Raw genomic sequence first — 24,790 nt, 5'->3', positions numbered from 1 at the left:
TTTTTGCATCTGGCGCTTGCCTGCGCTACACGACGCGCGAGTACCGGGCCGTTGGCGTCGCGCCCGAGCGGGCGCCGGACGGCATCCGCCGCAGCGGGTGCGCGACTGACTCTCGCGAACGTCCATCCGAGGCCGGCTCCATCGGCGTAGTCCGGTCATCCCGCAGATAGCGGTCGAACACCATGGCCACGCGCCGCACCAGCAGCCGTCCCAGCGCCGTGACCTCGATCCGCCCAGCGGACACCCGTACCAGTCCCTGCGCCGACAGCGACGCCAGTTCGGCGCGTTCGGCGGCAAACACGACATCGAAGTCGATGCCATGCCGCCGCGCTACCTCGGCGGTATCGAGTTCGCCATGGCACATCAGCGCGCCAATGATTTCCTTGCGCAGCCGGTCGTCGTCATCGCAAACGTGGCCGCGCAGCACGGGCAGCCTGCCCGCATCGAGCGCGCCATAGTACTCGTCCAGCGTGCGGGCGTTCTGCACGTAGCGGCCGGCCACCGCGCCGATCGCCGAGATGCCGAAGCCGAGCTGGTCGTGGCCGGCATGCGTGGCATAGCCCTGGAAATTGCGCTGCAGCCGTCCTTCGCGCTGGGCATGGGCCAGCGCGTCGTCGGGCAGCGCGAAGTGGTCCATGCCGATGTAGACATAACCCGCGGCCGTCAGCCGCTCGATCGCCGAGACCAAGATGTCGAGTTTCTCGCCGGCCGACGGCATCGCGGCCTCGTCGATGCGCCGCTGCGGCTTGAACACGTGCGGCAGATGCGCGTAGCTGTACAGCGACAGGCGGTCGGGCCGCATCTCCAGCACCCGCTCGATGGTGGCGCCAAAGCGCGCCGCGGTCTGGTGCGGCAGGCCGTAGATCAGGTCCATGCTGATCGACAGGAAGCCCAGCCGACGGGAAGCGTCGACCACGCGGCGCGTGTCCTCCACCGGCTGCACGCGGTGGATCGCGGTCTGGACCTCGGGATCGAAGTCCTGCACGCCGAGGCTGACGCGGTTGAAGCCGAGTTCGGCCAGCAGCGCCATCCGTTCGTCATCGACGCGGCGCGGGTCGATCTCGATCGAATGCTCGCCATCCGCCTGCAGATCGAAGTGCCGGTGCAGCGCGGCCATGACGTGCCGCATTTCGGCGGGATGGAGGAAGGTGGGCGTGCCGCCGCCCCAGTGCGATTGCACCACGGCCCGCCGCTCGCCCAATCGGGCCGCCACCAGCGCCATCTCGCGCGCCAGATAGCGGACGTAGCGCGCGCTGCGGCCGTGATCGCGCGTGATGATCTTGTTGCAGCCGCAGTAGTAGCAGATGTTCTCGCAGAAGGGGATATGCAGATACAGGGACAGCGGCGCGTCGGCGCCGCCTGCCCGGCAATCGTCCAGTGCGGCCAGATAGGCGTCCTCGCCGAAGCCCGCATGGAAGCGGTCCGCGGTCGGATACGAGGTATAGCGCGGCCCGTTGACGTCGATGCGTTCGGCGAGCGCGCGGAAGTCCGCGAGATCGCCGCGGCGGATGGCGGCATGGGGTGCGCAATCGGGAACTGTGTGGGGGACGGTCGTTGCCATCGGCGGCCTTCTGAGGAATCCGCTTCAATGCTACCCAGGCGAGCGCACGCCTGACTTGACCGACATCAATGGCCGGCGCATCCGTCTTCCGCGCGGCCAGGCCGAACCGGCGCAGCGGCTCAGCCGGTCGCGGCCTTGGTTCCCAGCAGCGCCTTCAGCCCCGCCAGCCGGTCCTTCGGACTCATCGCTGGCGTCTCGTCCTTCGGCGCCGGAGCTTCCTCCAGCTTCATCTCGGCGATAAAGCGCGACGGCTGGCACGAGTAAGTGTCGCGCGCGCGCTTGCGTTTCTTGCACCAGCTGATATGCAGGCTGCGCTGCGCGCGCGTGATGCCGACATACATCAGGCGCCGCTCCTCCTCGATCTTCTCGTCGCTCAGGTCCTCGTCCTCGCGGCAATGCGGCAGGATGCCCTCTTCCACCCCGACCAGGAACACGTGCGGATATTCCAGTCCCTTCGAGGCGTGCAGCGTCGACAGCCGCACCGCGTCGGGATCTTCCTCGCGCCCTTCGAGCATGCTCATCAGCGCGACGGTCTGCGTCAGTTCCAGCAGGTTCTTGCCTTCGTCGCCGAAGCCGTCGGCGGTGTCAAAGCCGGTCGCCTCCCCCTCGGCGGCCTCCGGCTTGGTGCCCTTGCGCTTGAGCCAGTCCAGGAACTCCAGCGTATTGGTCCATTTGGCCTGAGCCTGGCGCTCGTCGAAGGTGTCGTACAGATAGGCCTCGTAATGGATGCCTTCCATCAGGTCGTCGAGCACCTCGGTGGCGGGGTCGCGCGCGGCGCGGTCGGCCAGCCGCACCATCGCCTCGCAGAAGGTGCGCAGCGGCTCGAGCTGGCGCGGCTGCAGCTTGCCTTCGATGCCGCCCATCATCGCGGCCTCGAACAGCGAGACCTTGGCCTGACCGGCGAAGGTGCCGAGCACCTCCAGCGTGGTATTGCCGACGCCGCGCCGCGGCGTGGTGACCGCGCGGATGAAGGCGGGATCGTCGTCCGGGTTGGCGATCAGCCGCAGATAGGCGCAGATGTCCTTGATTTCGGCCTTGTCGAAGAAGCTCTGGCCGCCGGACAGCACGTAGGGAATCCGCTCGCGGCGCAGGATCTGTTCGAACAGCCGCGCCTGGTGGTTGCCGCGATAGAGGATCGCGTAATCGCGGAATTGCGCGCGCCGCTCGAACTTGTGCGCCGACAGCCTGAACACCACCGACTCGGCCTCGTGCTCCTCATCGTTCATCGGCGTCACGCTGATCGGATCGCCCATGCCGTGCTCGCTCCACAGCGTCTTGTCGAACAGCTTGGGGTTGTTGGCGATCACCGCGTTGGCGGCCTGCAGGATGCGCACCGTGGAGCGGTAGTTCTGCTCGAGCTTGATGACCTTCAGGTTCGGAAAGTCGGTCTGCAGCAGGCGCAGATTGTCGAGCGTGGCGCCGCGCCAGCCGTAGATCGCCTGGTCGTCGTCGCCGACCGCGGTGAAGGCCGGCGCGCGCAGATGCGAGCCGCCGGCCAGCAGCTTCAGCAGCTGGTACTGGCAGGCGTTGGTGTCCTGGTATTCGTCGACCAGGAAGTAGCGCAGCCGGTTCTGCCACTTGAGCCGTACGGTTTCGTCGCGCGCGAACAGCTCGGCAGGCAGGCGAATCAGGTCGTCGAAGTCGACCGCCTGGTAGGCGGCCAGCGTGGCGACGTAGTTGCGGTAGATCAGTGCGGCCTGGTGCTGGTCGGCATCGGTGGCCTCGGCGATCGCGGTATCGGGGTCGACCATGCCGTTCTTCCACAGCGAGATCGTGCTTTGCACGCTGCGGATCAGCTTCTTGTCGGTGGTCGCCAGCTGTTCCTGGATCAGGCCGAAGCAGTCGTCGGCGTCCATGATCGAGAACTGCGGCTTCAGGCCGAGGTGCTCGGCCTCGGCGCGCAGGATCTGCACGCCCAGCGAGTGGAAGGTACAGACCGTCAGCTGGCGCAGCGGGATGCGCTTGCCGTCGCGGGTCTTGCCCTCCATCAGCTTGGCGATCCGCTCCTGCATCTCCTTGGCGGCCTTGTTGGTAAAGGTCACCGCGGCGATGTGGCGTGGCTCGAAGCCCTTGTCCTCGATCAGATGCGCGATCTTCTGCGTGATCACCCGGGTCTTGCCCGAGCCCGCGCCGGCGAGCACCAGGCAGGGGCCGTCCAGATAGCGGACGGCTTCGGATTGGGCGGCGTTCAGTCCGTGGGTCATCGGTCGGGGATCGGAAGTCGGGTACAGCGGGAGGCAGCGCCGGCATCGCGAGGGATGCGGGCCAAGGGTGCGATCCGTGCGGGCCAACTGCCGAACTGCGGAAGCGCCGCGGAAGGGCCGAACGGGTCGAAGCGGGCGATGTTAACACGGCGGCCGGCCCTCGCCGTCGACGCTGGGACGGTCGCCTCCGGGGCGCCGCTCTCGCGTTGACAGCCGCCGAGCCTGCGGTTAGAGTCGCGCCATCCGTCCGGGAGAGCGCGCGACTTGCTTAGTGCAACGTGCTTTTCATTCGCGCCGCCGAAGGGGAATCACCCGAAAACTCTCAGGCACCATGGACCGGGCGGATCGGCATGCAGCATGCACACGATGTATGCCGAACTCTGGAGAGCGACACCCGCCATTCATCGTTTGAATGATGAGCGTGTCCACCGAAGGGGCGCACGGCGTGGCCAGCGGGTCCGACAGGGACAGCAGGGCCGGCCGTAATCTCTCAGGTATCGAGGACAGAGGGGGTCATCCGTCGCGACGGTTCGTATCGAGCCGCGCGACGGATGACCCTTTTTTTGTTTGGCGCGCCGCGCGCGCCGGACCGAACGATGCCACGCTCCGAGGAATCCATGACGCTCCAGGCCACGCCCCTCAACGCCATCCACCGCGCCCTCGGCGCCCGCATGGTCGATTTCGGCGGATGGGACATGCCGGTCAATTACGGCTCGCAGATCGAGGAACACCACGCGGTGCGCAGCGATGCGGGCATGTTCGACGTCTCGCACATGTGCGTCGTCGATCTCGCCGGACCCAATACCCGCGCCTTCCTGCGCGAACTGCTCGCCAACAACGTCGACAAGCTGCAGACCCCGGGCAAGGCGCTGTATTCCTGCATGCTCGACCCGAACGGCGGCGTGATCGACGACCTGATCGTCTACTTCTTCGCCGAGGACCGCTTCCGCCTGGTGGTCAACGCCAGCACCGCCACCGGCGATATCGACTGGATCCGCCAGCGCAATGCCGACACCGGCGCCAACGTCACCATCACGCCGCGCCGTACCGATAACGCCGCCGATGGCGCCGCGCCGCTGGCGATCATCGCCGTGCAGGGCCCGAACGCGCGCGCCAAGGTCTGGAGCGCCTTCCCGTCCACCCAGCCGAGCGAAGCGCTCAAGCCCTTCAACGCGATGGTGGTCGAGGATGCCGCGATCGGCGAAATCATGGTCGCGCGCACCGGCTACACCGGCGAGGACGGCTTCGAGCTGGTGGTGCCGGCGGAGAACGTCGCCGCGGTCTGGGAAAAACTGCATGCCGCGGGCGTGCGCCCCGCCGGTCTTGGCGCGCGCGACACGCTGCGCCTGGAAGCCGGCATGAACCTGTACGGCCAGGACATGGACATCCATACCTCGCCGCTCGACGCGGGCCTGGCCTGGACCGTCGATCTGCAGAGCGAGCGCGATTTCGTCGGCAAGGCCGCGCTGGTGGCCAACGGCCAGCGCCAGCAGTTCGCCGGCTTGATCCTGCGGGACAAGGGCGGCGTGCTGCGTGCGCACCAGACCGTGCTGACTGCCGCCGGCGAGGGCGAGATCACCTCGGGCACCTTCAGCCCGACGCTGTCCCAATCGATCGCCTTCGCGCGCCTGCCCAAGGATGTGGCGCTCGGCAGCGACGTCCAGGTGCTGATCCGCGACCGCAAACTGACTGCGACTGTGGTTAAACTGCCGTTTGTGCGCAATGGCAAGGCACTCGTGAGCTGACAGAAGCTGACGGCTCGCTTCGGACATCGTCCACCCCGGTCACCCTGCGCCCCGCGGCCCCCTTCGATCCCGATGGCACGCGGCGGCGCGACACAAGAATCTGAAATTGGAGAATCTCGATGAATTTCCCCGCTGACCTGAAGTACACCGAGTCGCACGAATGGGTGCGCGTCGAAACCGACGGCACGCTGACGATCGGCATCACCGATCACGCGCAGGATGCGCTCGGCGACATCGTCTTCCTCGAACTGCCCGAGGTCGGCAAGACGGTCGGCGCCGGCGATGCGCTGGCCGTGGTCGAGTCGGTCAAGGCCGCGTCGGACATCTACGCGCCGGTGGCCGGCGAAGTGGTCGCCATCAACGACGCCGTCAAGGACGCGCCCGAGAGCGTCAACGCCAACGCCTTCGATGCCTGGCTGTTCAAGATCAAGCCGGCCAACGGCGACGACGTCAACGGCCTGATGACGGCCGACGCCTACAAGGCCAGCGTCGGCGCCTGAGCCCGCCGCACCGCCCGCGGCGCCGGGGGCCATGGCTGACCACCATGCTCCGGCCCGCCTCTCCGAGTCACTTGCCATGAACGCTCCCCTGCCCATGAACGCCGCTCAATCCGCTCGCCCTTCGCTGGCCGAACTCGAAGCTCGCGACGCCTTTTCCCACCGCCATATCGGTCCCGACGCCGCCGAACAGCAGCACATGCTGAAGGTGCTCGGCTACGACAGCCGCGCCGCGCTGATGGACGCCATCATCCCGGCAGCAATCCGGCGCCGCGACGGCATGCCGCTGGGCGAATTCACCGAGCCGCTGACCGAGGAAGCCGCGCTGGCCAAGCTGCGCGGCATCGCCGGCAAGAACAAGGTGTTCAAGAGCTTCATCGGCCAGGGCTACTACAACACGCTGACGCCGGGCGTGATCCTGCGCAATATCTTCGAGAACCCCGCCTGGTACACCGCCTATACGCCGTACCAGCCGGAGATTTCGCAAGGCCGCCTGGAAGCGATGCTGAACTTCCAGCAGATGGTCACCGACCTGACCGGCCTCGACATCGCCAATGCATCGATGCTTGACGAAGGCACGGCCGCGGCCGAGGCGATGACGCTGCTGCAACGCGTGAACAAGCACGCGTCGAATACGTTCTACGTGGCCGACGACGTGCTGCCGCAGACCATCGAAGTGGTGCGCACGCGCGCGCTGCCGCTCGGCATCGAGGTCAAGGTGGGCCCCGCCGCCGACGCGGCGCAGGCGCATGCGTTCGGCGTGCTGCTGCAATACCCGGGCGTCAACGGCGACGTGGCGGACTACCGCGCGATCGCCGATGCGGTCCACGCCGCCGGCGGCCTGGTGGTCGCGGCGGCGGACCTGCTGGCGCTGACGCTCTTGAGCGCGCCGGGCGAATGGGGCGCCGACGTGGCCGTCGGCAACTCGCAGCGCTTCGGCGTGCCGCTCGGCTTCGGCGGCCCGCACGCCGGCTATATGGCCGTCAAGGATGCCTACAAGCGTTCGATGCCGGGCCGCCTGGTCGGCGTCACCGTCGACGCGCAGGGCAACCCGGCCTACCGGCTCGCGCTGCAGACGCGCGAGCAGCATATCCGCCGCGAAAAGGCGACCTCGAATATCTGTACCGCGCAGGTGCTGCTGGCGGTCATGGCGTCGATGTACGCGGTCTACCACGGACCGCAGGGCCTGAAGCGGATCGCGCAGCGCGTGCATCGCCTGACCGCGACGCTGGCCGGCGGCCTGCAGGCGCTGGGCTACGCGCGTACCAACGCCAGCTTCTTCGACACGCTGACGATCGAGACCGGCGCCGCCACCGAGGCGATCCATGCCGCGGCCGCCGCACGCCGCATCAACCTGCGCCGCGCCGGTGCCGCGCACGTCGGCATCTCGCTGGACGAGACCACCACCCGCGACGATGTGGTCGCGCTGTGGGAGGTCTTCGCGCAGGGCAAGCCGGTGCCGGCCTTCGACGCGATCGAAGCTGCGGCCGCTGACGGCTATCCGGCCGAACTGTCGCGCCAGAGCGCGTACCTGACGCATCCCGTGTTCAACACGCACCATGCCGAGCACGAGATGCTGCGCTACCTGCGCATGCTGGCCGACAAGGACCTGGCGCTCGACCGCACGATGATTCCGCTGGGCTCCTGCACGATGAAGCTCAACGCGACCAGCGAGATGATTCCGGTCACCTGGCCCGAGTTCTCGAGCATCCATCCGTTTGCGCCGGACGACCAGACCGTCGGCTACCGCGAGATGATCGGCCAGCTCGAGGCGATGCTGTGCGCGGCCACCGGCTACGCCGCGGTCAGCCTGCAGCCGAACGCCGGCTCGCAGGGCGAGTACGCGGGCCTGCAGATCATCCACGCCTACCACGCGAGTCGCGGCGAGAGCCATCGCAACATCTGCCTGATCCCGTCGTCGGCGCACGGCACCAACCCCGCCTCGGCGCAGATGGCCGGCATGCAGGTGGTGGTGGTGGCTTGCGACGAGGACGGCAACGTCGACCTGGCCGATCTGGAGAAGAAGGCCGCGCAGCACAGTAAAAACCTGGCGGCGATCATGATCACCTACCCGTCCACGCACGGCGTGTTCGAGGAAGGCGTGCAGCGCATCTGCGAGATCGTGCACAGCCATGGCGGCCAGGTCTATGTCGATGGCGCCAACATGAACGCGATGGTCGGCACCGCGGCGCCGGGACAGTTCGGCGGCGACGTGTCGCACCTGAACCTGCACAAGACCTTCTGCATTCCGCACGGCGGCGGCGGCCCGGGCGTCGGTCCGGTCGCGGTCGGCGCGCACCTGGCGCCGTTCCTGCCGAACCACACCAGCAGCGGCTATCGTCGCGCCGACGACGGCATCGGCGCGATCTCGGCGGCGCCCTACGGCTCGGCCAGCATCCTGCCGATCTCGTGGATGTATATCGCGATGATGGGCGCGCGCGGCCTGACCGCGGCGACCGAGAACGCCATCCTCGCGGCCAACTATGTCGCCAAGCGGCTGTCGGACTATTACCCGGTGCTGTACACCGGCGGCAATGGCCATATCGCACACGAGTGCATTCTCGATCTGCGCCCGATCCAGAAGGCGACCGGCATCAGCAACGAGGATGTCGCCAAGCGTCTGATGGACTATGGCTTCCACGCGCCGACCATGAGCTTCCCGGTGCCGGGCACGCTGATGATCGAGCCGACCGAGAGCGAGGCGCTGCACGAGCTCGATCGCTTCATCGACGCGATGATCGCGATCCGCAAGGAAATCGCACGCGTCGAGGACGGCAGCTTCGACCGCGAGGACAACCCGCTGAAGAACGCGCCGCACACCGCGGCGGTCATTACCGCCAACGAGTGGAACCACAAGTACACGCGTGAGGAAGCCGCCTATCCGGTCGCCTCGCTGCGGACGCAGAAGTACTGGCCGCCGGTCGGCCGGGCCGACAACGTCTACGGCGATCGCAACCTGTTCTGCGCGTGCGTGCCGATGAGCGCGTACGAAGAATAAGCGGGCACGCTTCCTGCAGCATCCCTGACGGCGGCCCGTTGCCGCGCGCACGCCGGAAGGCGTGCGGCCTGTCTGGGTCCGGCCTTCGGGCCGGACCATCATCGGTAAGGAGACTGTCGATGTGGGAGATGAGCGCGCCGTGGTGGGAATTTATCGTCCGAGGGCTGATCGTCTATTTCGCCCTGCTGATCATGATGCGGCTGGGCGGCAAGCGGCAGATCGGACAGATGACACCGTTCGATCTGATCCTGCTGCTGATCCTGTCCGAGGGCGTGCAGAACGCCATGGTCGGCGATGACAAGTCGGTATCCGCGGGACTGATCCTCGCCGCGACGCTGATCGGCATCAACGTGCTGGTCAGCTGGCTCAGCTGGCGCAGCCGCAAGTTCGAGTACGCGGTCGAGGGCCATCCTCAACTGCTGATCCGCCACGGCAAGGTGATCGACAAGGTCATGCATGGCGCGCGGCTGACCAGCGACGACCTGATGAAGGTATTGCGGCGCGAGGGCTGCGCGAGTCTGGACGACGTCTATATCGCCATCCTGGAAAACGACGGCGCCATCAGCGTGCTCAAGCGCAAGGAACTGCCGGAAGAACCGCCCGGCCCCGGGGTTTCGTTGTGGGAACGCCCCGAGGACGATCGGCCGGTCTGACCCGTCTCGCGTCGGTCGAATGCCGCGGCGGGAGCCGGCAAACGATAGGAGAGCAACGTGGCTGTCAGCGTATTTGACCTGTTCAAGGTCGGCATCGGGCCGTCGAGCTCGCATACGGTAGGACCGATGCGGGCGGCCGGCATGTTTGCGCATGGGCTCGAGCGCGACGGCCTGCTGCCGCAGGTGGCCAGCGTGCGGGTCGAGCTGTACGGCTCGCTCGGCGCGACCGGCAAGGGGCACGGCACCGACAAGGGCGTGATTCTCGGCCTGCTCGGCGAGGCGCCCGACACCATCGACCCGGACAGCATCGACGCCAGGCTGGCCGAGCTGCGCGCCTCGCGCACGCTGGCGCTGCTCGGCAAGCATCCGATTCCCTTCGTCGAGAAGGAACATATCGCCTTCTATCGGCGCGAAGCGCTGGCCGAACATCCGAACGGCATGAAGTTCCATGCCTTCGATGCCGCCGGTACGTCGCTGCGCGAAGGGCGCTATCTGTCGGTCGGCGGCGGCTTCGTCGTGACCGCGGGCGCGGCCAATACGCAGGTGCTCGAAGCCGACCGGCAGCTGCCGCATCCGTTCCGCAGCGGCCGCGCGCTGCTCGACATGGCGAGCAGCAGCGGCAAATCGATCGCCCAGCTGATGCTGGAGAACGAGTGCACCTGGCGCAGCGAAGCGGACGTGCGTGCGGGACTGCTGCATATCTGGCAGGTGATGCAGGCCTGCGTCGCCCGCGGCTGCCGTACCGACGGCGAGCTGCCGGGCCCGTTCAAGGTCAAGCGGCGCGCGCCCGAGCTGTACCGCAATCTGACCGTGCGTGCCGAACGCACGCTGTCCGATCCGCTGTCGGTGATGGATTGGGTCAACCTCTATGCGATGGCGGTCAACGAGGAGAATGCCGCCGGCGGACGCGTGGTCACTGCCCCCACCAACGGCGCCGCGGGCATCATTCCGGCCGTGCTGCATTACTACGATCGTTTCGTGCCCGGCGCCAACGAACGCGGCGTGATCGATTTCCTGCTGACGGCCGGCGCGATCGGACTGCTGTACAAGCTGAACGCGTCGATCTCCGGCGCAGAGGTCGGCTGCCAGGGCGAAGTCGGCGTAGCGTGCTCGATGGCGGCCGGCGCGCTGGCGGCGGTGCTGGGCGGCACGCCCGAACAGGTCGAGAATGCGGCCGAGATCGGCATGGAACACAACCTCGGCCTGACCTGCGATCCGGTCGGCGGGCTGGTGCAGATTCCCTGCATCGAGCGCAATGCGATGGCCTCGGTCAAGGCGGTCAACGCGGCGCGCATGGCGCTGCGCGGCGACGGCAACCACTATGTCTCGCTCGACTCGGTCATCAAGACGATGCGCGAGACCGGCGCCGACATGAAGACCAAATACAAGGAAACGGCGCGCGGCGGACTGGCGGTCAATATCGTCGAGTGCTGAGGTTCGGCATGCTGAGGTTCGGCGTGCTGACGTTCGAACACTAAAGTAGCACGCACTTTTGTGGAATCCCGCGGCTCTTTGGCGCGGCATTCTCTCGGCACCGCAACTGCGATGCCCAAGCCATGCCGAGCCACGATGCCTGCTACAAGACGCTGTTCTCCACGCCAGAACTTGTCCGAGATCTGCTGCGCGATTTTGTGCCGAGCGACTGGGTTCGTTCCCTGGACTTCGACACCCTCGAACGGAGATCCGGCGCCTACGTCACCGACAATTTTCGCCAACATGCGAGCGACATGGTATGGCGCATCCGGGCCGGGGGTGAGTGGGTCTATCTCTATCTGCTGATCGAATTTCAGAGCACCGTCGATCGCTATATGGCGATTCGCATGATGAATTACGTCACGTGCCTCGATCTCGAGCTGATCCGTGGGCAGAATATGCTCGACGGTGGACGCCTGCCTCCGGTACTGCCCATCGTGATCTACAACGGCGAGGGCAAGTGGACGGCCACGACGGACATCGCCGACTTGTCACCGCGCCTGCCAGACGAACTCTCGCGCTACCAGCCGCGCTGCGAGTATCTGCTGATAGACAGTAGTCGGTACTCCGACGAAGCACTCGCCAGGCTCGACAATCTGGTCGCCGCCGTGTTCCGCTTCGAAAACGCGACGAGCGAGGAAACGCTGCTCGATACGGTCCATTGGCTCAGACAACGCGTCGCTGGTAACCCTGTCCTGTCGAACACTATCGTACGTTGGCTGAAGGATGTAGGCTCACGGCATCGCCATGCCGGTTTGAATTTCACGGATGTACACAACCTGATGGAGGCGGAAATGTCGCTGTCGACGAATATTGCGCAGTGGAAGGCAAACTACAAACGGGAAGGTTTGATGGAAGGCCGGCAGGAAGGCAGGAAGGAAGGGCTGCGGCAGGGTCAAGCCCTGTTCTTCCAAAACCTGCTTGCCAAACGCTTCGGCCCTCTGCCCACCGAGGTAGAAACGCGGCTGAACCAGGCCTCACCCGAACAGCTGCAGGCCTGGGGAGAGCGGCTGCTCAGCGCCCAACACCTCGCCGACGTATTCGAAGACTGAGCGCCAGGCGGCTCACCGTTCGTATTCCCGCAGATGCAAACCTTCCATCAACTGTTCGACCCCGAGTCCAGCACCTACACCTATCTGCTGATCGACGCAGCCACGCGTGACGCCGTGCTGATCGATCCGGTAGACCGCCAGCTCGAACGCGATCTGGCGCTGGTGCAGCAGACCGGGGTGCGCCTCGCCTGGATCATCGAGACGCATGCGCACGCCGACCACATCACCTCGGCCGGCCATCTCGCGCAACGTACCGGTGCGCATACCGCGGCGCCGTCGGGCTGCGATATTCGGCCGGCGCAGAAGCAGTTGATCGACGGTGACACCATCGCATTCGGCACGCAGACGCTGCGCGCCATCCATACGCCCGGGCATACCGCCGGCAGCATGAGCTATCTGTGGGAAGAGCCGCAGCCGGACGGCGGGGTGGTGCGTCGCGTCTTTACCGGCGATGCGCTGCTGATCGACGGCTGCGGACGCACGGACTTTCAGTCTGGCGACGCGGGAACGCTATACGACAGCCTGACGCGCAAGCTCTTCACATTGCCCGACGACACGCTGGTCTACCCGGCGCACGACTACAAGGGCCGCACGCATTCGACGATCGGTCACGAGCGCGCCAACAACAGCCGAATCTGCGGTCGTTCGCGCGACGAGTTCATCGCGATGATGAAGGGCCTGAATCTGCCGCCGCCCAAACTGATCGCGGTCGCCGTGCCGGCCAACCAGCGGCTCGGCCTAGGCGACGGCGACAACATCCCGCACGGGATCTGACCGCCGAGCCTTGGGATGCGCGGTTCGAGGTTCGCGGTGCGGGCGCGGCGACTCTCAGCCTGCCCAGCGGTCGCAGCTCTGCCGCACCGCCTCGCGCAGGCTGCGCGTATCGGCATCGACCTGGCGCGCCCATTCGGCGTCGCCCCTGCGGCTCGCGGCCAGCATGCGGATGTTGGCCAGTGCCTCCAGCGAACCCAACGCTTCCGCATGCGGCACCAGCACGTCGCAGATCGACAGGATATGGTCGGCGATCGGCATCCGCGTCAATTCGTTCGGATGCACGTACTCGCCGTCGAGTCCGAAGCGGCAGGCCTGGAAGCGGTTGAAGGTGTAGACCAGGTAATCGTCCTCTTGCGGCACGAACGGACGCGACAGCAGCAGATAACGCGCCAGCGCCTGGATATAGGCGGCGATATCGCAGGCGCGCGCGACCGTCAGCGGCGTGTCCATGACGCGGACTTCGATGGTGCCGAATTCGGGCTTGGGCCGGATATCCCAATAGAAGTCCTTCATGCTCTCGATCACGCCCGTCTTGCGCATCTTCTCGAAGTACGCGGTGAAGGCGTCCCAGGTCAGCATGAAGGGCGCGCGGCCGCTCATCGGGAAGGCCGCTACCGAATTCAGGCGCGCCGAGGCAAAGCCGGTATCGACGCCCTGTACATATGGCGACGACGCGGCCAGCGCGATGAAGTGCGGCACATAGCGGCCGATCGCATGCAGCAGGAACAGCGAATCGTCGGCGGTGGGGCAGCCGATATGCACGTGCTGGCCGAACACGGTGAACTGCTTGGCCAGGTAGCCATACAGTTCTGAGATGTACTGGTAGCGCGGCGAATCGGAGATCGTACGGTCGGCCCACTGCTGGAACGGGTGCGTGCCGCCGCCGCAGATGCCGAGGTTCAGCGAGCGCGAGGCCTCGACCATCAGGTCGCGCATCGTAGTCAGCTCGGACAGCGCCTGCGCATAGTCGTGGCAGATCCCGGTGCTGATCTCGATCATCGACGGACTGATCTCCGGCTTGATATCGCCGGCATGCTGGGCGCCCTTCAGCAGCCGCAGCAGATCGGGAGCAAAGGGCGCCAGATCGTAGTCATGGCGATTGACCAGCTGCATTTCCAGCTCGACGCCGAAGGTCAGCGCCTCGGATTGCTTGAACGGTTCGAGTGACATCAGCGCCCTCCTCCATTGCCTCTGACCTCGCCGGCATAGCGAAGTGCCCACGCGGCCAGCACCGGCGCCGCGATCTGCTCGATCGCCAGCGCGCACAGCACGATCGCATTGAGCATTTCCCCTGTCTCGGGATAGAGCCGCGCCACATCGCTCATCAGCAGGTAGGCCAGACCCGACATCGGCCCGAGCGCCACGCCAAGTGCCACGCACTGCCTGACGCTCAGACCCGAAAACGAACCCAGCGACACCACGCCGCCGAGCTTGGCCAGATGCCGCAGCAGCACCAGCACGATCGCGGCGACGCCGGCGATCGACCAGTCGCGCACGGTCAGCGGCAGCCCCAGCGACACCACCATCACGATGATCAGCAGCGTACCCGCGCTGCCGAAGTGCGCCGGCCACACGCGCGGCTGGTTGTCCTGATGCTTGAACACGACCCCGGCCAGCAGCAGCGTCAGCGGCATCGACAGCTTCAGCAGCCGCGTCAGCGCCAGCGTGAACAGCACGATGCCGACCAGCACCAGAAAGCTGTATTGATCGTCGGCCGGCATCCGCGCATAGACCGCCTGGCTCAACTTGCCGACCAGCCATGCCACCAGGCAGGAGCCGACCAGCAGGTAAAGCGGATGCAGCAGCGCCGCGCCCAGATTGCCGTATTCCGAGTGCAGCCAGCCGGTGGCCAGCTGCACGATCACCGCGGCATACATGCTGTTGAGCGCGGTCATCGCCATCAGCCGTTCGGTGACCTGGCCCTCGGCGCGCAGCTCGTTCTTCAACTGCAGCACGATCGATGGCGACGTGCTGACCGCGATGCCGCCGGCCAGAATGGCCACGGTCGGGCTCATGCCGATCCATTGCAGCGCCGCGGTGACGAGCCCCCAGGTCAGCAGACTCTCGGAGGCACTGGTAAACAACAACCAGCGGTTGGCCCGCAGCCAGACCAGCGACAGGCGATGGCCCAGTTCGAACAGGGCCAGCGCCAGCGCCATGTCGATCAGGATGCGGGTCTGCGCGATCATCGTCTGGTCGACGATGGGCCGGCCCAGCGTGCCGGCCAGCAGACCGGTGGCGGCATAGCCGACGATACGCGGCAATCTCAGATACATCCGGCAGACTTCGCCGGCAAGGCCCGCGCCTACCAGCGCAAGGCCGACCCAGAACAGCCCGCTGGGTGCGAGCGGCCAGGTCGGAAAAAGTTGGCTCAATCCATTCATGGGTGACATCCTAACGGAAGGGCCTTTGAACCCATGTCCGGGTTTGTCCGACAAGGCACGAGTTTTGCTGAGGTTTCTGCGGACGTTCTATCTGATCGCGTCTTTCTCGATTACACGCCCCACAGTTTCCAGGCCGGCCGCGTCGCCTTCAGTGCGTTTTCGACCTTCGCGTACAACGCGCGCGTACGGCCTTGCGCGGCTCCGCGGGCACGCGCCTGCAGAAACAGCGCGCGTGCTTCCTCGCGCCGGGCGAGGCCCAGCGCGGCCTGCGCCGCGTGCAGATGGACATCGGCCTCCCAATCGTCGCGCACCGCGAAAGCGGCATGGAAGTCCGTCAACGCCTCGACGTACTGCTGCGCGTCGAGCCGGATCAGTCCGCGCTGCAGGCGCGCCGCGGCCTGGTCCTCGGCATCGCCCTCGGTCAGCGCGATGGCGCGCTCGAACAGAGGCAAGGCGCGCTCGTTGTCGGCCAGGCCGCGCCAGATGCGGCCGAAGGCGTCGTAGACCCAGGCATCCTCGACCACCACCGCGCGCGCCTGCAGCGCCTCGATCTCGTCCAGCGCCAACGCGCGCTCGCGCGCTTCCATCGAGCCGGCCGCGTTCGCCAGCAGCGTGGCGAAATGCGTGCGCGCATGCGCCATCGACAACGCCGCCTCGCTGCGCTCCTCGACCGGCAGCGCATCGAGCCGCGCCTCCATATGGGCGATCGCGGCCCGCGCCGCGGCGATCGCCTCGGTGCCGCCGATCGCCTTCCAGGCATGGATCAACCGGCTGAACACCCAGGTCACGTGGCCCGCATGGCGATCGAGCGGATAGCGGTTCAACACCTCGCCGGCGATCTCGACCACGCGCTGATGGCCTCCGGCGGCGTCGTGGCAGGCCAGCAGGTCGAGCCAGTGCTCGATGAAATCGCTGACCGCGATTCCCTTCTCATGCAGCGCGATGCGTTCGTCGCGCTGCGCCGGATCGTCGAGGTCGAGGCGGCGCGCCAGACGATCGCACAGCAGCGAATAACTATGCGGATCGGCATCGTCGTAGCCGCCCTCGCCGGTGGCGAAATACTGTTCGAAGCGCGCCAGGCCCGTTTGCCACGCCCGCAGCAGCTGCGGCCGCAGCGCGTCCGCCGACGCGGGCACGCGCTCGATGAAGTCCGCCAGCGCCAGTCCGGCCAGGTAATAGCCATGTGCGTCGGTGGCGGCCTCGGTCAGCACGAAATCGCGCCAGGGTTCGGCCTCGCCGCCCTGATGGCGCCACTCGAGCTCGCGTACCTGCGCCTTGGGGTCGGGGACCTGGCGCTGATAGACCGCCAGATCCTCGCGCGCACCGGCCAGATCGCCGGCGCGCAGACGCAGCGGCGCAAGGATGCGCCGCGCGTGCGGGTGGTCCGGGTTCTCGGCCAGCACCGTCTGCGCCTGCTGCGCGGCCAGCGCATCGCCCTGCTCCTCGCTCATCTCGAGCAGATCGGCATTGTCCAGCCCGATGCGGGCCAGGCACAGCCGCAACATCGGTTCGGCGCGCTGGCCGTCGGCCTCGGCGCCCTGCACATGGGCGGCGGCCAGGCTCAGGATGTCGTGCGCGCCCAGGTCCGGCGCGCGATACAGCAGGTCGTACCAATAGCGGCCGGCCTCGGCGAACTGGCCGAGCCGGTAGTGCGCGAGCCCCGCATGCAGCTGCGCGCTCCATTCGCCGGTGGCCAGGCCGTTGCGCCGCGCGGCCTCCTGCAGCCACGGCAGCGCCTCGGCGAAACGCTGCTGGTTCATCAGCAGCATGCCGTAGCGATGCGCCAGCACGCCGCGCGAGGCCCAGCGGTGCGCCGGGTGCAGCGACAGTTCGGGCAGGCGGGCGAGCGCCGCGTCGAGCGCGGCCAGTGCCTGCTCGGGCTCGCCCTTGTCGAACAGCAGCCGGGCGCGCAGCGCCTCGTAATCGACGACCTCGGGCCGCTGGCGCGCCAACGCGTCGATCACCGCCAGCGCTTCGTCGTAGCGCTCCTGCGTGGCGAGCTCGATGGCGTGGTCGTAGCTGACTGGCTGCGCGGACACGGGTACTCCTTCAGGGTGATGGGCAAAGAGGGACAACTGGGATAGCCGGAAAAGGGCAAGACCGCGATTATGCGCCACGCGCGAGGCAAGGCCGTGGATGCGGTCCCGGGCGAGCATGGCGCCCAAAGAAAACGCCACCGCGAGGGTGGCGTGAGTCTGCCGACAACAATCGTCGCCCCGCTCGGGCGGGAATGACGTGCCGCGATGCGTGGTAGCGGGACCCCGGGCTTACTTGCCGCCCAGCGTTTCCAGCACGGTCCACTTGCCGCCGACGACCTTGTAGACGGTGATGCCGCCGTCTTTCAGATCGCCGCGCGCGTCGTAGGCCAGCGTCTTGGTGGTGACGCCCGGCATGTTGGTGGCGGCCAGCACCGGCAGATAGCGCGCCGGATCGGCCGAGCCCGCCTTGACCATCGCCGTCATCAGCGCGGTCGCGCCGTCGTAGGCGTACGGCGAGTAGGTCTGAACCTTGCCCTTGAAACGCTTTTCGTAGTCCTGCGCATACTTGGCGCCGCCCGGCATCTGCTCCAGCGGCAGGCCGGCGAGCGACACCACCGTGCCTTCGGCGGCCGGACCGGCCAGCTTCAGGAAGTTGTCGGTCTTGGACATCTCGCCCGACACCAGCGGCGCCTTCAGGCCCAGTTCCTTGATCTGCTTGGCCATCGGCGCGGACTGCGTCTCGGCGCCGCCGAAGAAGATGATGTCCGGGTTGCTGCGCTTGATATTGGTCAGCACGGCCTTGAAGTCCACCGCCTTGTCGTTGGTGTACTCGCGGCGCACGATCTTGCCGCCGGCGGCCTTGGCGGCCTTCTCGAACTCGTCGGCCAGGCCCTGGCCGTAGGCGGTACGGTCATCGACGATGGCGATGTTCTTCGCGCCGAGCTTCTTGACCACGTAGTTGCCGAGCACCGAACCCTGCTGGGTGTCGGAGGTCATCATGCGGAAGGTAGTCTTGAAGCCCTGACGGGTGTACTCCGGCGCGGTCGCCATCGCGATCTGCGCGATGCCGGCGCGGTTGTAGACCATCGACGCCGGGATGCTGGTGCCCGAGTTGAAATGGCCGAGCATGCCCTGGATGCCGTTGTCGACGAGCTTCTGCGCCACCACCGAGCCGGTCTTCGGATCGGCCTGGTCGTCTTCCGACAGCAGCACGAACTTGACTTCCTTGCCGCCGATCTTCGGCTTGGTGGCGTTCATCTGCTCGATCGCCAGCACCACGCCGTTCTGCATGTCCTTGCCGTACTGCGCCTGCCCGCCGGTCATCGGCGCGGCAAAGCCGAGCTTGATCTCCTGCGCCTGCGCGAAGGCGGCGGACGCCGCGGTCAGGCCGGCGATCGTCAGTGCGACGGTCAGCGCCGTCTTGTGGAAAGTCGAGTTCATCCTTTCTCCTTGGGTAGCCTGTAGGCCAGTTCACTGCACTCTTGGAAGCGTTCGGCCCGCTGCGCGGGCCACGCCTTCTTGGTGGCGCAGCGAGGGCGGGATCGCCGCCGCACCTGCGCCCGTCAAACGACCACCGGAGCGTCCGACCGCCGAGGCGGTCAGCCGATCGTCATCAGGCTCGCGTTGCCGCCCGCCGCTGCCGTATTGACCGACAGCGAGCGCTCCATCAACAGGCGCTCCAGCGCGATGCCGGTGTCGCCGTGGCCCAGCCCCTGCACGCCGACGATCGGGCCCGGGCGCTGGGCGACCTGCTCGCACACCGCACGCAACTGATCCGAATCGCCGTGATGCAGCACCGCATCGAAGGCCACGTCGGCCGCGGTCCAGTCTGCGACCAGGCGGACGCGCGATTGTACTGCCTTCGGCAGGCGCGCATACAGCGTGCGCGCGGGTTCGACGTCCGGCCACAACACGCCGGCGCCGACCGCCAGCACGGCCGCCAGTTGCGTGGCCAGATCGGCCTCGTTCGGGGCCAGGCACAGCACCGTATCGCGCGGCAGCAGCGTATAGGTATTGCGCTCGCCGGTCGGGCCCGGCAGCGTCACCGTCATGCCCGAGGTCGAGGCAGCGGCAAAGCGCTCGCACTGCTGGGCCAGCTCCGGCATGGCGGCAGCGGTCCCTGCCCACTGGCGGCAGGCGTCGAACGCGGCCTGGGCCTCGGGACGCAATGCCGCACGCGGCTCGGCGGCCGGCGCGTCGGCCGCCGCCGCGGCACGGGCCACCGCGACGAAGGCGTCCTGCGGGCAGGTCGACAGCAGCCGGTGCAGATAGAGCGGGCCGCCGGCCTTCGGACCGGTGCCCGACAGGCCCTCGCCGCCGAACGGCTGCACGCCGACCACCGCGCCGACGATATTGCGGTTGACGTAGAGGTTGCCGACATGCGCGCGCGACACGATGTGTTCGATCGTTTCGTCGATGCGGGTGTGCACGCCCATGGTCAGGCCGTAGCCGGTGGCATTGATCTGGTCGAGCAAGGCATCCAGGCGCGAACGCTGGTAGCGCACCACGTGCAGCACCGGGCCGAATACCTCGCGCTGCAGCTCGCCGATGTGGTTCAGTTCGATCAGCGTCGGCGGCACGAAGGTGCCATGGCGGCACGCCGCCGACTGCGCGGCGTTGGCATCGGTCTGATGCACGCGGCGGCCCTTGGCGCGCATCGCCTCGATATGCTTGACGATGCCGGCGCGCGCTTCTTCATCGATCACCGGGCCGACGTCGGTCGACAGGCGATCCGGATTGGCCATGGTCAGCTCGGCCATCGCCCCCTTGAGCATCTCCAGCACGCGGTCGGCCACATCCTCCTGCAGGCACAGCACGCGCAGCGCGGAGCAGCGCTGGCCGGCCGAATCGAAGGCCGAGGTCACGACATCGGCGACCACCTGCTCGGCCAGCGCCGACGAATCGACGATCATCGCGTTCTGGCCGCCGGTCTCGGCGATCAGCGGCACCGGGCGCCCGGCGGCATCGAGGCGGCCGGCCAGGTTACGCTGCAGCAAGCGCGCGACCTCGGTCGAACCGGTGAACATCACGCCCTTGACGCGGGCATCGCCGACCAGCGCCGCGCCGACGGTCTCGCCGCGGCCCGGCAGCAGCTGCACCGCACCGGCCGGCACGCCGGCCTCGCGCAACAGGCGCACGGCCTGCGCCGCGATCAGGGGCGTCTGCTCCGCCGGCTTGGCCAGCACCGTGTTGCCGGCGGCCAGCGCCGCGGCGACCTGCCCGGTGAAGATTGCCAGCGGGAAGTTCCACGGGCTGATGCAGACCACCGGACCGAGCGGACGGTGCGTGTCGTTGGAGAAATGCTCCCGCACCTGCACCGCGTAATAGCGCAGGAAGTCGACCGCTTCGCGCACCTCGGCGATGGCGTTGGAGAACGTCTTGCCGGCCTCGCGCATGATCACGCCCATCAGCGCCTGCATCTGCGCTTCCATCAGGTCGGCGGCACGTTCCAGCGCGGCGGCGCGGACCTCGGGCGGCGTCGCCTGCCAGATCGGCGCGGCATTGACGGCCGCCTGCAGCGCGGCCTCGACATCGGCGGCGCTGGCCTCGGTGACCTGGCCGACCACATCGCGATGGTCCGAGGGATTGAGCACCGGCATCGTTTCACCGCCGCCGACTGCGTCGACGCCCAGCATCGGCTCGGCGCTCAGCCGTTCGGTGGCGCCGTGCAGCAGCGCCGACGACAACGAGGCCAGCCGATGTTCGTTGGACAGGTCCAGACCCGCCGAATTGGCGCGGGCCTTGCCATACAGGCCGCGCGGCATCGGAATGCGCGGATGCGGCAGGCCCAGCGTGCCTTCTTCCCTGTGCATCCGTTCGACCTGCGCGACCGGGTCGGCGACCAGCTCGTCCAGCGAGATGGTCTCGTCGGCAATGCGGTTGACGAACGAGGTGTTGGCGCCGTTCTCCAGCAGGCGCCGCACCAGATAGGCCAGCAGCGTCTCGTGCGTGCCGACCGGCGCGTAGATCCGGCACGGCCGGTTCAGCTTGCCGTCGGCGACCGGGCCGACGACCTGGTCGTACAGCGGCTCGCCCATGCCGTGCAGGCACTGGAATTCGTACTGGCCGGGGTAATAGCTATGGCCGGCGATCTGGTAGATCGCGGCCAGCGTATGCGCGTTGTGGGTGGCGAACTGCGGATAGATCGCGTCGGGCACCGACAGCAGCTTGCGCGCGCAGGCGAGGTACGACACATCGGTGTAGACCTTGCGCGTGTAGACCGGATAGCCCTCCAGCCCGTCGACCTGGGCGCGCTTGATTTCCGTGTCCCAATAGGCGCCCTTGACCAGCCGGATCATCAGGCGGTGACGGCTGCGGCGGGCCAGATCGATCAGGTAGTCGATCACGAACGGGCAGCGCTTCTGGTAGCCCTGCACGACGAAGCCGATGCCGTTCCAGCCGGCCAGTTCGGGCTCGAAGCAGAGCCGCTCCAGCAGGTCCAGCGAGATTTCCAGGCGGTCGGCCTCCTCGGCATCGATATTGATGCCGATGTCATACTGGCGTGCCAGCAGCGTCAGAGACTTGAGCCGGCCGTACAGCTCGCCGAGCACACGCTCGTGCTGGGCGCGGCTGTAGCGCGGATGCAGCGCCGACAGCTTGATCGAGATGCCCGGGCCTTCGTAGATGCCGCGGCCGCGCGAGGCCTGGCCGATCGCATGGATGGCCTGCTCGTAGGAGGCCAGATAGCGCTGCGCGTCGGCCTCGGTCATCGCCGCCTCGCCCAGCATGTCGTACGAATAGCGGAAGCCCTGGGCCTCGTACTTGCGCGCGTTGGCCAGCGCTTCGGAAATGGTCTCGCCGGTGACGAACTGCTCGCCCATCAGCCGCATCGCCATGTCGACGCCCTTGCGGATCAGCGGCTCGCCGCCCTTGCCGATGATGCGGGTCAGCGCGCGGGTCAGGCCCGCCTCGTTGTGGGTCGACACCAGCTTGCCGGTGACCAGCAGACCCCAGGTCGCCGCGTTGACGAACAGCGACGGGCTCTGGCCCAGGTGCGACTGCCAGTTGGCGCCGCTGATCTTGTCGCGGATCAGCGCGTCGCGGGTGGCCTTGTCAGGAATGCGCAGCAGCGCCTCGGCCAGGCACATCAGCGCCACGCCTTCCTGCGACGACAGCGAGAACTCCTGGATCAGGCCCTGCACCAGCCCTTCGCGGCCGCTGCCGACCTTCTGCTGGCGCAGGTTCAGCGCCAGCTTCCTGGCCATCGCCAGCGCGGCATCGGCCTGCTGCTGCGGCAAGCGCGCCTGCTCGAGCAGCATCGGTACGCATTCGGTCTCGGGCCGGCGATAGGCCGAGGTGATGGCGGCACGCAGCACCGACTGCGGCTGGATGCTCTGGGCGAATTCGAGGAAGGGCTGGGGTGCGCCCTCGCCGGCAACGGCGTCGAGGGTGTCGGCGCCGTCGGTCTCGGGCTGGCCACTGCCGTTGGTCTCATGCGGCGCCTGTCCGCGCTCGATCTGCTCCAGGTAGGAGAAGATCGCCTGCTTGATCAGCCAGTGCGGCGTGCGGTCGATCGACTGGGCAACGCGCTTGAGGCGGTCGCGGGCGGCGTCGTCGAGCTTGACGCCGAGGGTGGTGGTGGCCATGCGAGGAGATCTCCGAGGAACGCGGTTGCCGCCGGGATGACCCTGAATGGGGTCGGGCGGTCGTTGCGGAAGCCGCGCGATGTGACGCAAATTGGCGCGATCATACCCCCGAAGAAAGCCGAGGTGCAACTTGGTATAACCCACTACCCCACTAGTGCAACCACATCAAGGTTCAGCGGCGCGGCTCGGTTGCACCATGCGAGTGCGCCGTCCCCCGTTTCCAGCGCTTCGGTGTCCGGCCGTCAGATCCGCAGCGGGTCGATCTCCAGCTGCCAGCGCACCCCTTTGACCGTTGCCCCTACCTCGCCGAAAGTTTGCGTCCACTCTCCGACAAAGCGTTGCAGCACCATGCGGGAGGCGCTCTCGACCAGCATCTGCGCGCGCTCGCGGTTGGCCACGCGAACCATCGACATCGGCACGGGGTCGTGCAGTTGCACCTCGGCGGCCAACGCCACGCCGTCGGCGCGCTCGCGGGCGGCATGCAGGAAGTCCAGCGCGCGCTGCAGCTGTCCATGCTCGGCCGTCACCAGCACCTGGTGGACGAACGGCGGAAGCCCGGCCTGCCGCCGTTCCCGCAGCTGCGTGGCGGCGAAGCCGTCGTAGTCGTGGCGTACCAGCGCCTGCAGGGCGGGCGCATCGGGATATCGGGTCTGGATCAGCACCTCGCCGGCCAGACCCGCGCGGCCGGCACGGCCCGACACCTGCATCAGCGACGCGAACAGATGCTCGGCCGCGCGGAAATCGTGGCTGAACATCGCCGCGTCGGGATGAACGATGCCGACCAGCGTCACCCGCTGGAAGTCGTGGCCCTTGGCGATCATCTGGGTGCCGACCAGGATGTCGACCTGGCCGGCGTGGACCTCGTCGAACATCGCCTGCGCACTGCCCTTGCGGCGGGTCGAATCGGCGTCGATCCGTGCGATCCGCGCCTGCGGGAAGCGCGCGGCCAGCGCCTCCTCGATCCGCTGCGTGCCGCGGCCCAGCGGCGCGATATCGACGTTGCCGCAGTCCGGGCAGTGGTGCGGGACACGGGCCTCGAGCCCGCAGTGATGGCAGCGCAGGCAACGCTCGGGGCGATGCAGCACCAGGTAGGCGGAACAGCGCGGACAGCCGGACAGCCAGCCGCAGCTGTCGCAGGCGATCACCGGCGAGTAGCCGCGCCGGTTGAGGAACAGCAGGCTCTGCTCGCCGCGGGCCAGGCGTGCCTCGATCGCCTGCAGCAGCGGCGCCGACAGGCCCTCGTAAAGCGGCCGCTGGCGCTGTCGCTCGTGGTTCAGGTCGATCAGCCGCACGGTCGGCAGCACGGCGTCCGCCTGGGCGCGTTCGCGCAGCACCAGCTTGCGATAGGCGCCCTGCTCGGCGCGCCACCAGGACTCCATCGACGGCGTGGCCGAACCCAGCACCACCGGAATGCCGAGCTGCTTGGCACGCCAGACCGCCAGATCGCGCGCCGAATAGCGCAGCCCCTCCTGCTGCTTGTACGAGGTGTCGTGCTCCTCGTCGACCACGATCAGCGCCAGCGTCGGCAGCGACGCCATCACCGCCATCCGCGTGCCCAGCACGATGCGCGCTTCCCCGCGGTGTGCGGCCAGCCAGTGCAGCGTGCGCTCCTGATCGGCCATGCCGCTGTGCAGGACGGCCAGGGGCGCCGCCGGAAAGCGCGCCGCGATGCGCGCCTGCAGCTGCGGCGTCAGATTGATTTCGGGCACCAGCATCAGGACCTGCGCGGCCGGGTCGCGGGCCAGCGCGGCCGCGATGGCGTGCAGATAGACCTCGGTCTTGCCGCTGCCGGTCACGCCGTGCAGCAGGAACGGCGCGAAGCCGCTGGCGGCGGCGATGGCGTCGACCGCCTCGCGCTGTTCGGGATGCAGGGCGGGGATGGGCG

General features: G+C 67.6%; 15 protein-coding genes and 2 riboswitches. Of the genes, 7 read left to right on the top strand and 8 right to left on the bottom strand.

The window, feature by feature from the left end; all coding sequences use genetic code 11:
• Positions 1–25: 25 nt before the first annotated feature.
• Both hemN and J5T34_RS14875 read right to left on the bottom strand, forming a co-directional pair.
• The gene (hemN, locus tag J5T34_RS14880) at positions 26–1,561 is read right to left on the bottom strand and encodes an oxygen-independent coproporphyrinogen III oxidase (RefSeq protein ID WP_208580399.1); all 1,536 of its coding nucleotides are present in this window, start codon (positions 1,559–1,561) and stop codon (positions 26–28) included.
• 119 nt (positions 1,562–1,680) lie between these two features.
• Positions 1,681–3,765 (bottom strand): UvrD-helicase domain-containing protein, encoded by a 2,085-nt coding sequence (locus J5T34_RS14875; RefSeq protein ID WP_208580398.1) that lies wholly within the window; start codon positions 3,763–3,765, stop codon positions 1,681–1,683.
• A gap of 238 nt (positions 3,766–4,003) precedes the next feature.
• Positions 4,004–4,114, top strand: a riboswitch (glycine riboswitch).
• Positions 4,115–4,135: 21 nt separating this feature from the next.
• Positions 4,136–4,282, top strand: a riboswitch (glycine riboswitch).
• Between the two features lie 100 nt (positions 4,283–4,382).
• On the opposite strand from J5T34_RS14875, the gene gcvT reads away from it, so the two are divergent.
• From gcvT to J5T34_RS14840, 7 genes are all read left to right on the top strand, one after another.
• On the top strand, positions 4,383–5,510 hold the full coding sequence (gene gcvT / locus J5T34_RS14870) for a glycine cleavage system aminomethyltransferase GcvT (protein ID WP_208580397.1): 1,128 nt from the start codon (positions 4,383–4,385) through the stop codon (positions 5,508–5,510).
• A gap of 119 nt (positions 5,511–5,629) precedes the next feature.
• Positions 5,630–6,010, top strand: a complete 381-nt coding sequence (gene gcvH / locus J5T34_RS14865; protein ID WP_208580396.1) for a glycine cleavage system protein GcvH — start codon at positions 5,630–5,632, stop codon at positions 6,008–6,010.
• 76 nt (positions 6,011–6,086) lie between these two features.
• Complete coding sequence (gene gcvP / locus J5T34_RS14860) at positions 6,087–9,005, top strand: aminomethyl-transferring glycine dehydrogenase (protein ID WP_208580395.1); 2,919 nt, start codon at positions 6,087–6,089, stop codon at positions 9,003–9,005.
• A 119-nt stretch (positions 9,006–9,124) separates the two neighbouring features.
• Positions 9,125–9,658, top strand: coding sequence for a DUF421 domain-containing protein (locus tag J5T34_RS14855; protein ID WP_149317494.1), 534 nt, complete (start codon positions 9,125–9,127; stop codon positions 9,656–9,658).
• Positions 9,659–9,715: 57 nt separating this feature from the next.
• A complete protein-coding gene (locus J5T34_RS14850; protein WP_208580394.1) occupies positions 9,716–11,092 on the top strand; it encodes an L-serine ammonia-lyase in 1,377 nt (458 codons plus the stop codon).
• Positions 11,093–11,214: 122 nt separating this feature from the next.
• Positions 11,215–12,183 carry an Rpn family recombination-promoting nuclease/putative transposase gene (locus tag J5T34_RS14845; protein WP_208580393.1) on the top strand — a complete coding sequence of 323 codons (969 nt, stop codon included), beginning with the start codon at positions 11,215–11,217 and terminating at the stop codon, positions 12,181–12,183.
• A gap of 33 nt (positions 12,184–12,216) precedes the next feature.
• Positions 12,217–12,957 (top strand): MBL fold metallo-hydrolase, encoded by a 741-nt coding sequence (locus J5T34_RS14840; RefSeq protein ID WP_208580392.1) that lies wholly within the window; start codon positions 12,217–12,219, stop codon positions 12,955–12,957.
• Between the two features lie 54 nt (positions 12,958–13,011).
• Here J5T34_RS14840 and J5T34_RS14835 read toward each other — a convergent pair whose 3' ends face one another.
• From J5T34_RS14835 to J5T34_RS14810, 6 genes are all read right to left on the bottom strand, one after another.
• Positions 13,012–14,127, bottom strand: a complete 1,116-nt coding sequence (locus J5T34_RS14835) for a YbdK family carboxylate-amine ligase (RefSeq protein WP_208580391.1) — start codon at positions 14,125–14,127, stop codon at positions 13,012–13,014.
• The gene (locus J5T34_RS14830; RefSeq protein WP_174105983.1) at positions 14,127–15,350 is read right to left on the bottom strand and encodes a cation:proton antiporter; all 1,224 of its coding nucleotides are present in this window, start codon (positions 15,348–15,350) and stop codon (positions 14,127–14,129) included. The genes J5T34_RS14835 and J5T34_RS14830 overlap by 1 nt, the downstream gene beginning before the upstream one ends.
• Before the next feature lie 101 nt (positions 15,351–15,451).
• Positions 15,452–17,380, bottom strand: coding sequence for a tetratricopeptide repeat protein (locus J5T34_RS14825; protein ID WP_208580390.1), 1,929 nt, complete (start codon positions 17,378–17,380; stop codon positions 15,452–15,454).
• Positions 17,381–17,608: 228 nt separating this feature from the next.
• Positions 17,609–18,760: a branched-chain amino acid ABC transporter substrate-binding protein gene (locus J5T34_RS14820; protein WP_208580389.1), complete on the bottom strand. Its 1,152-nt coding sequence runs from the start codon at positions 18,758–18,760 to the stop codon at positions 17,609–17,611.
• Between the two features lie 158 nt (positions 18,761–18,918).
• Positions 18,919–22,905 carry a trifunctional transcriptional regulator/proline dehydrogenase/L-glutamate gamma-semialdehyde dehydrogenase gene (gene putA / locus J5T34_RS14815; protein ID WP_208580388.1) on the bottom strand — a complete coding sequence of 1,329 codons (3,987 nt, stop codon included), beginning with the start codon at positions 22,903–22,905 and terminating at the stop codon, positions 18,919–18,921.
• A 242-nt stretch (positions 22,906–23,147) separates the two neighbouring features.
• Positions 23,148–24,790: primosomal protein N' (locus J5T34_RS14810; protein WP_208580387.1), on the bottom strand; the 1,643-nt coding region annotated here is incomplete at its 5' end.

Origin of the sequence: Cupriavidus gilardii, assembly GCF_017598945.1 — a bacterium.
Taxonomy (GTDB): Bacteria; Pseudomonadota; Gammaproteobacteria; order Burkholderiales; family Burkholderiaceae; genus Cupriavidus; species Cupriavidus gilardii_E.
Note: the sequence above shows the minus strand (reverse complement) of the source record. Positions and strands in the feature narration are given on the sequence as shown.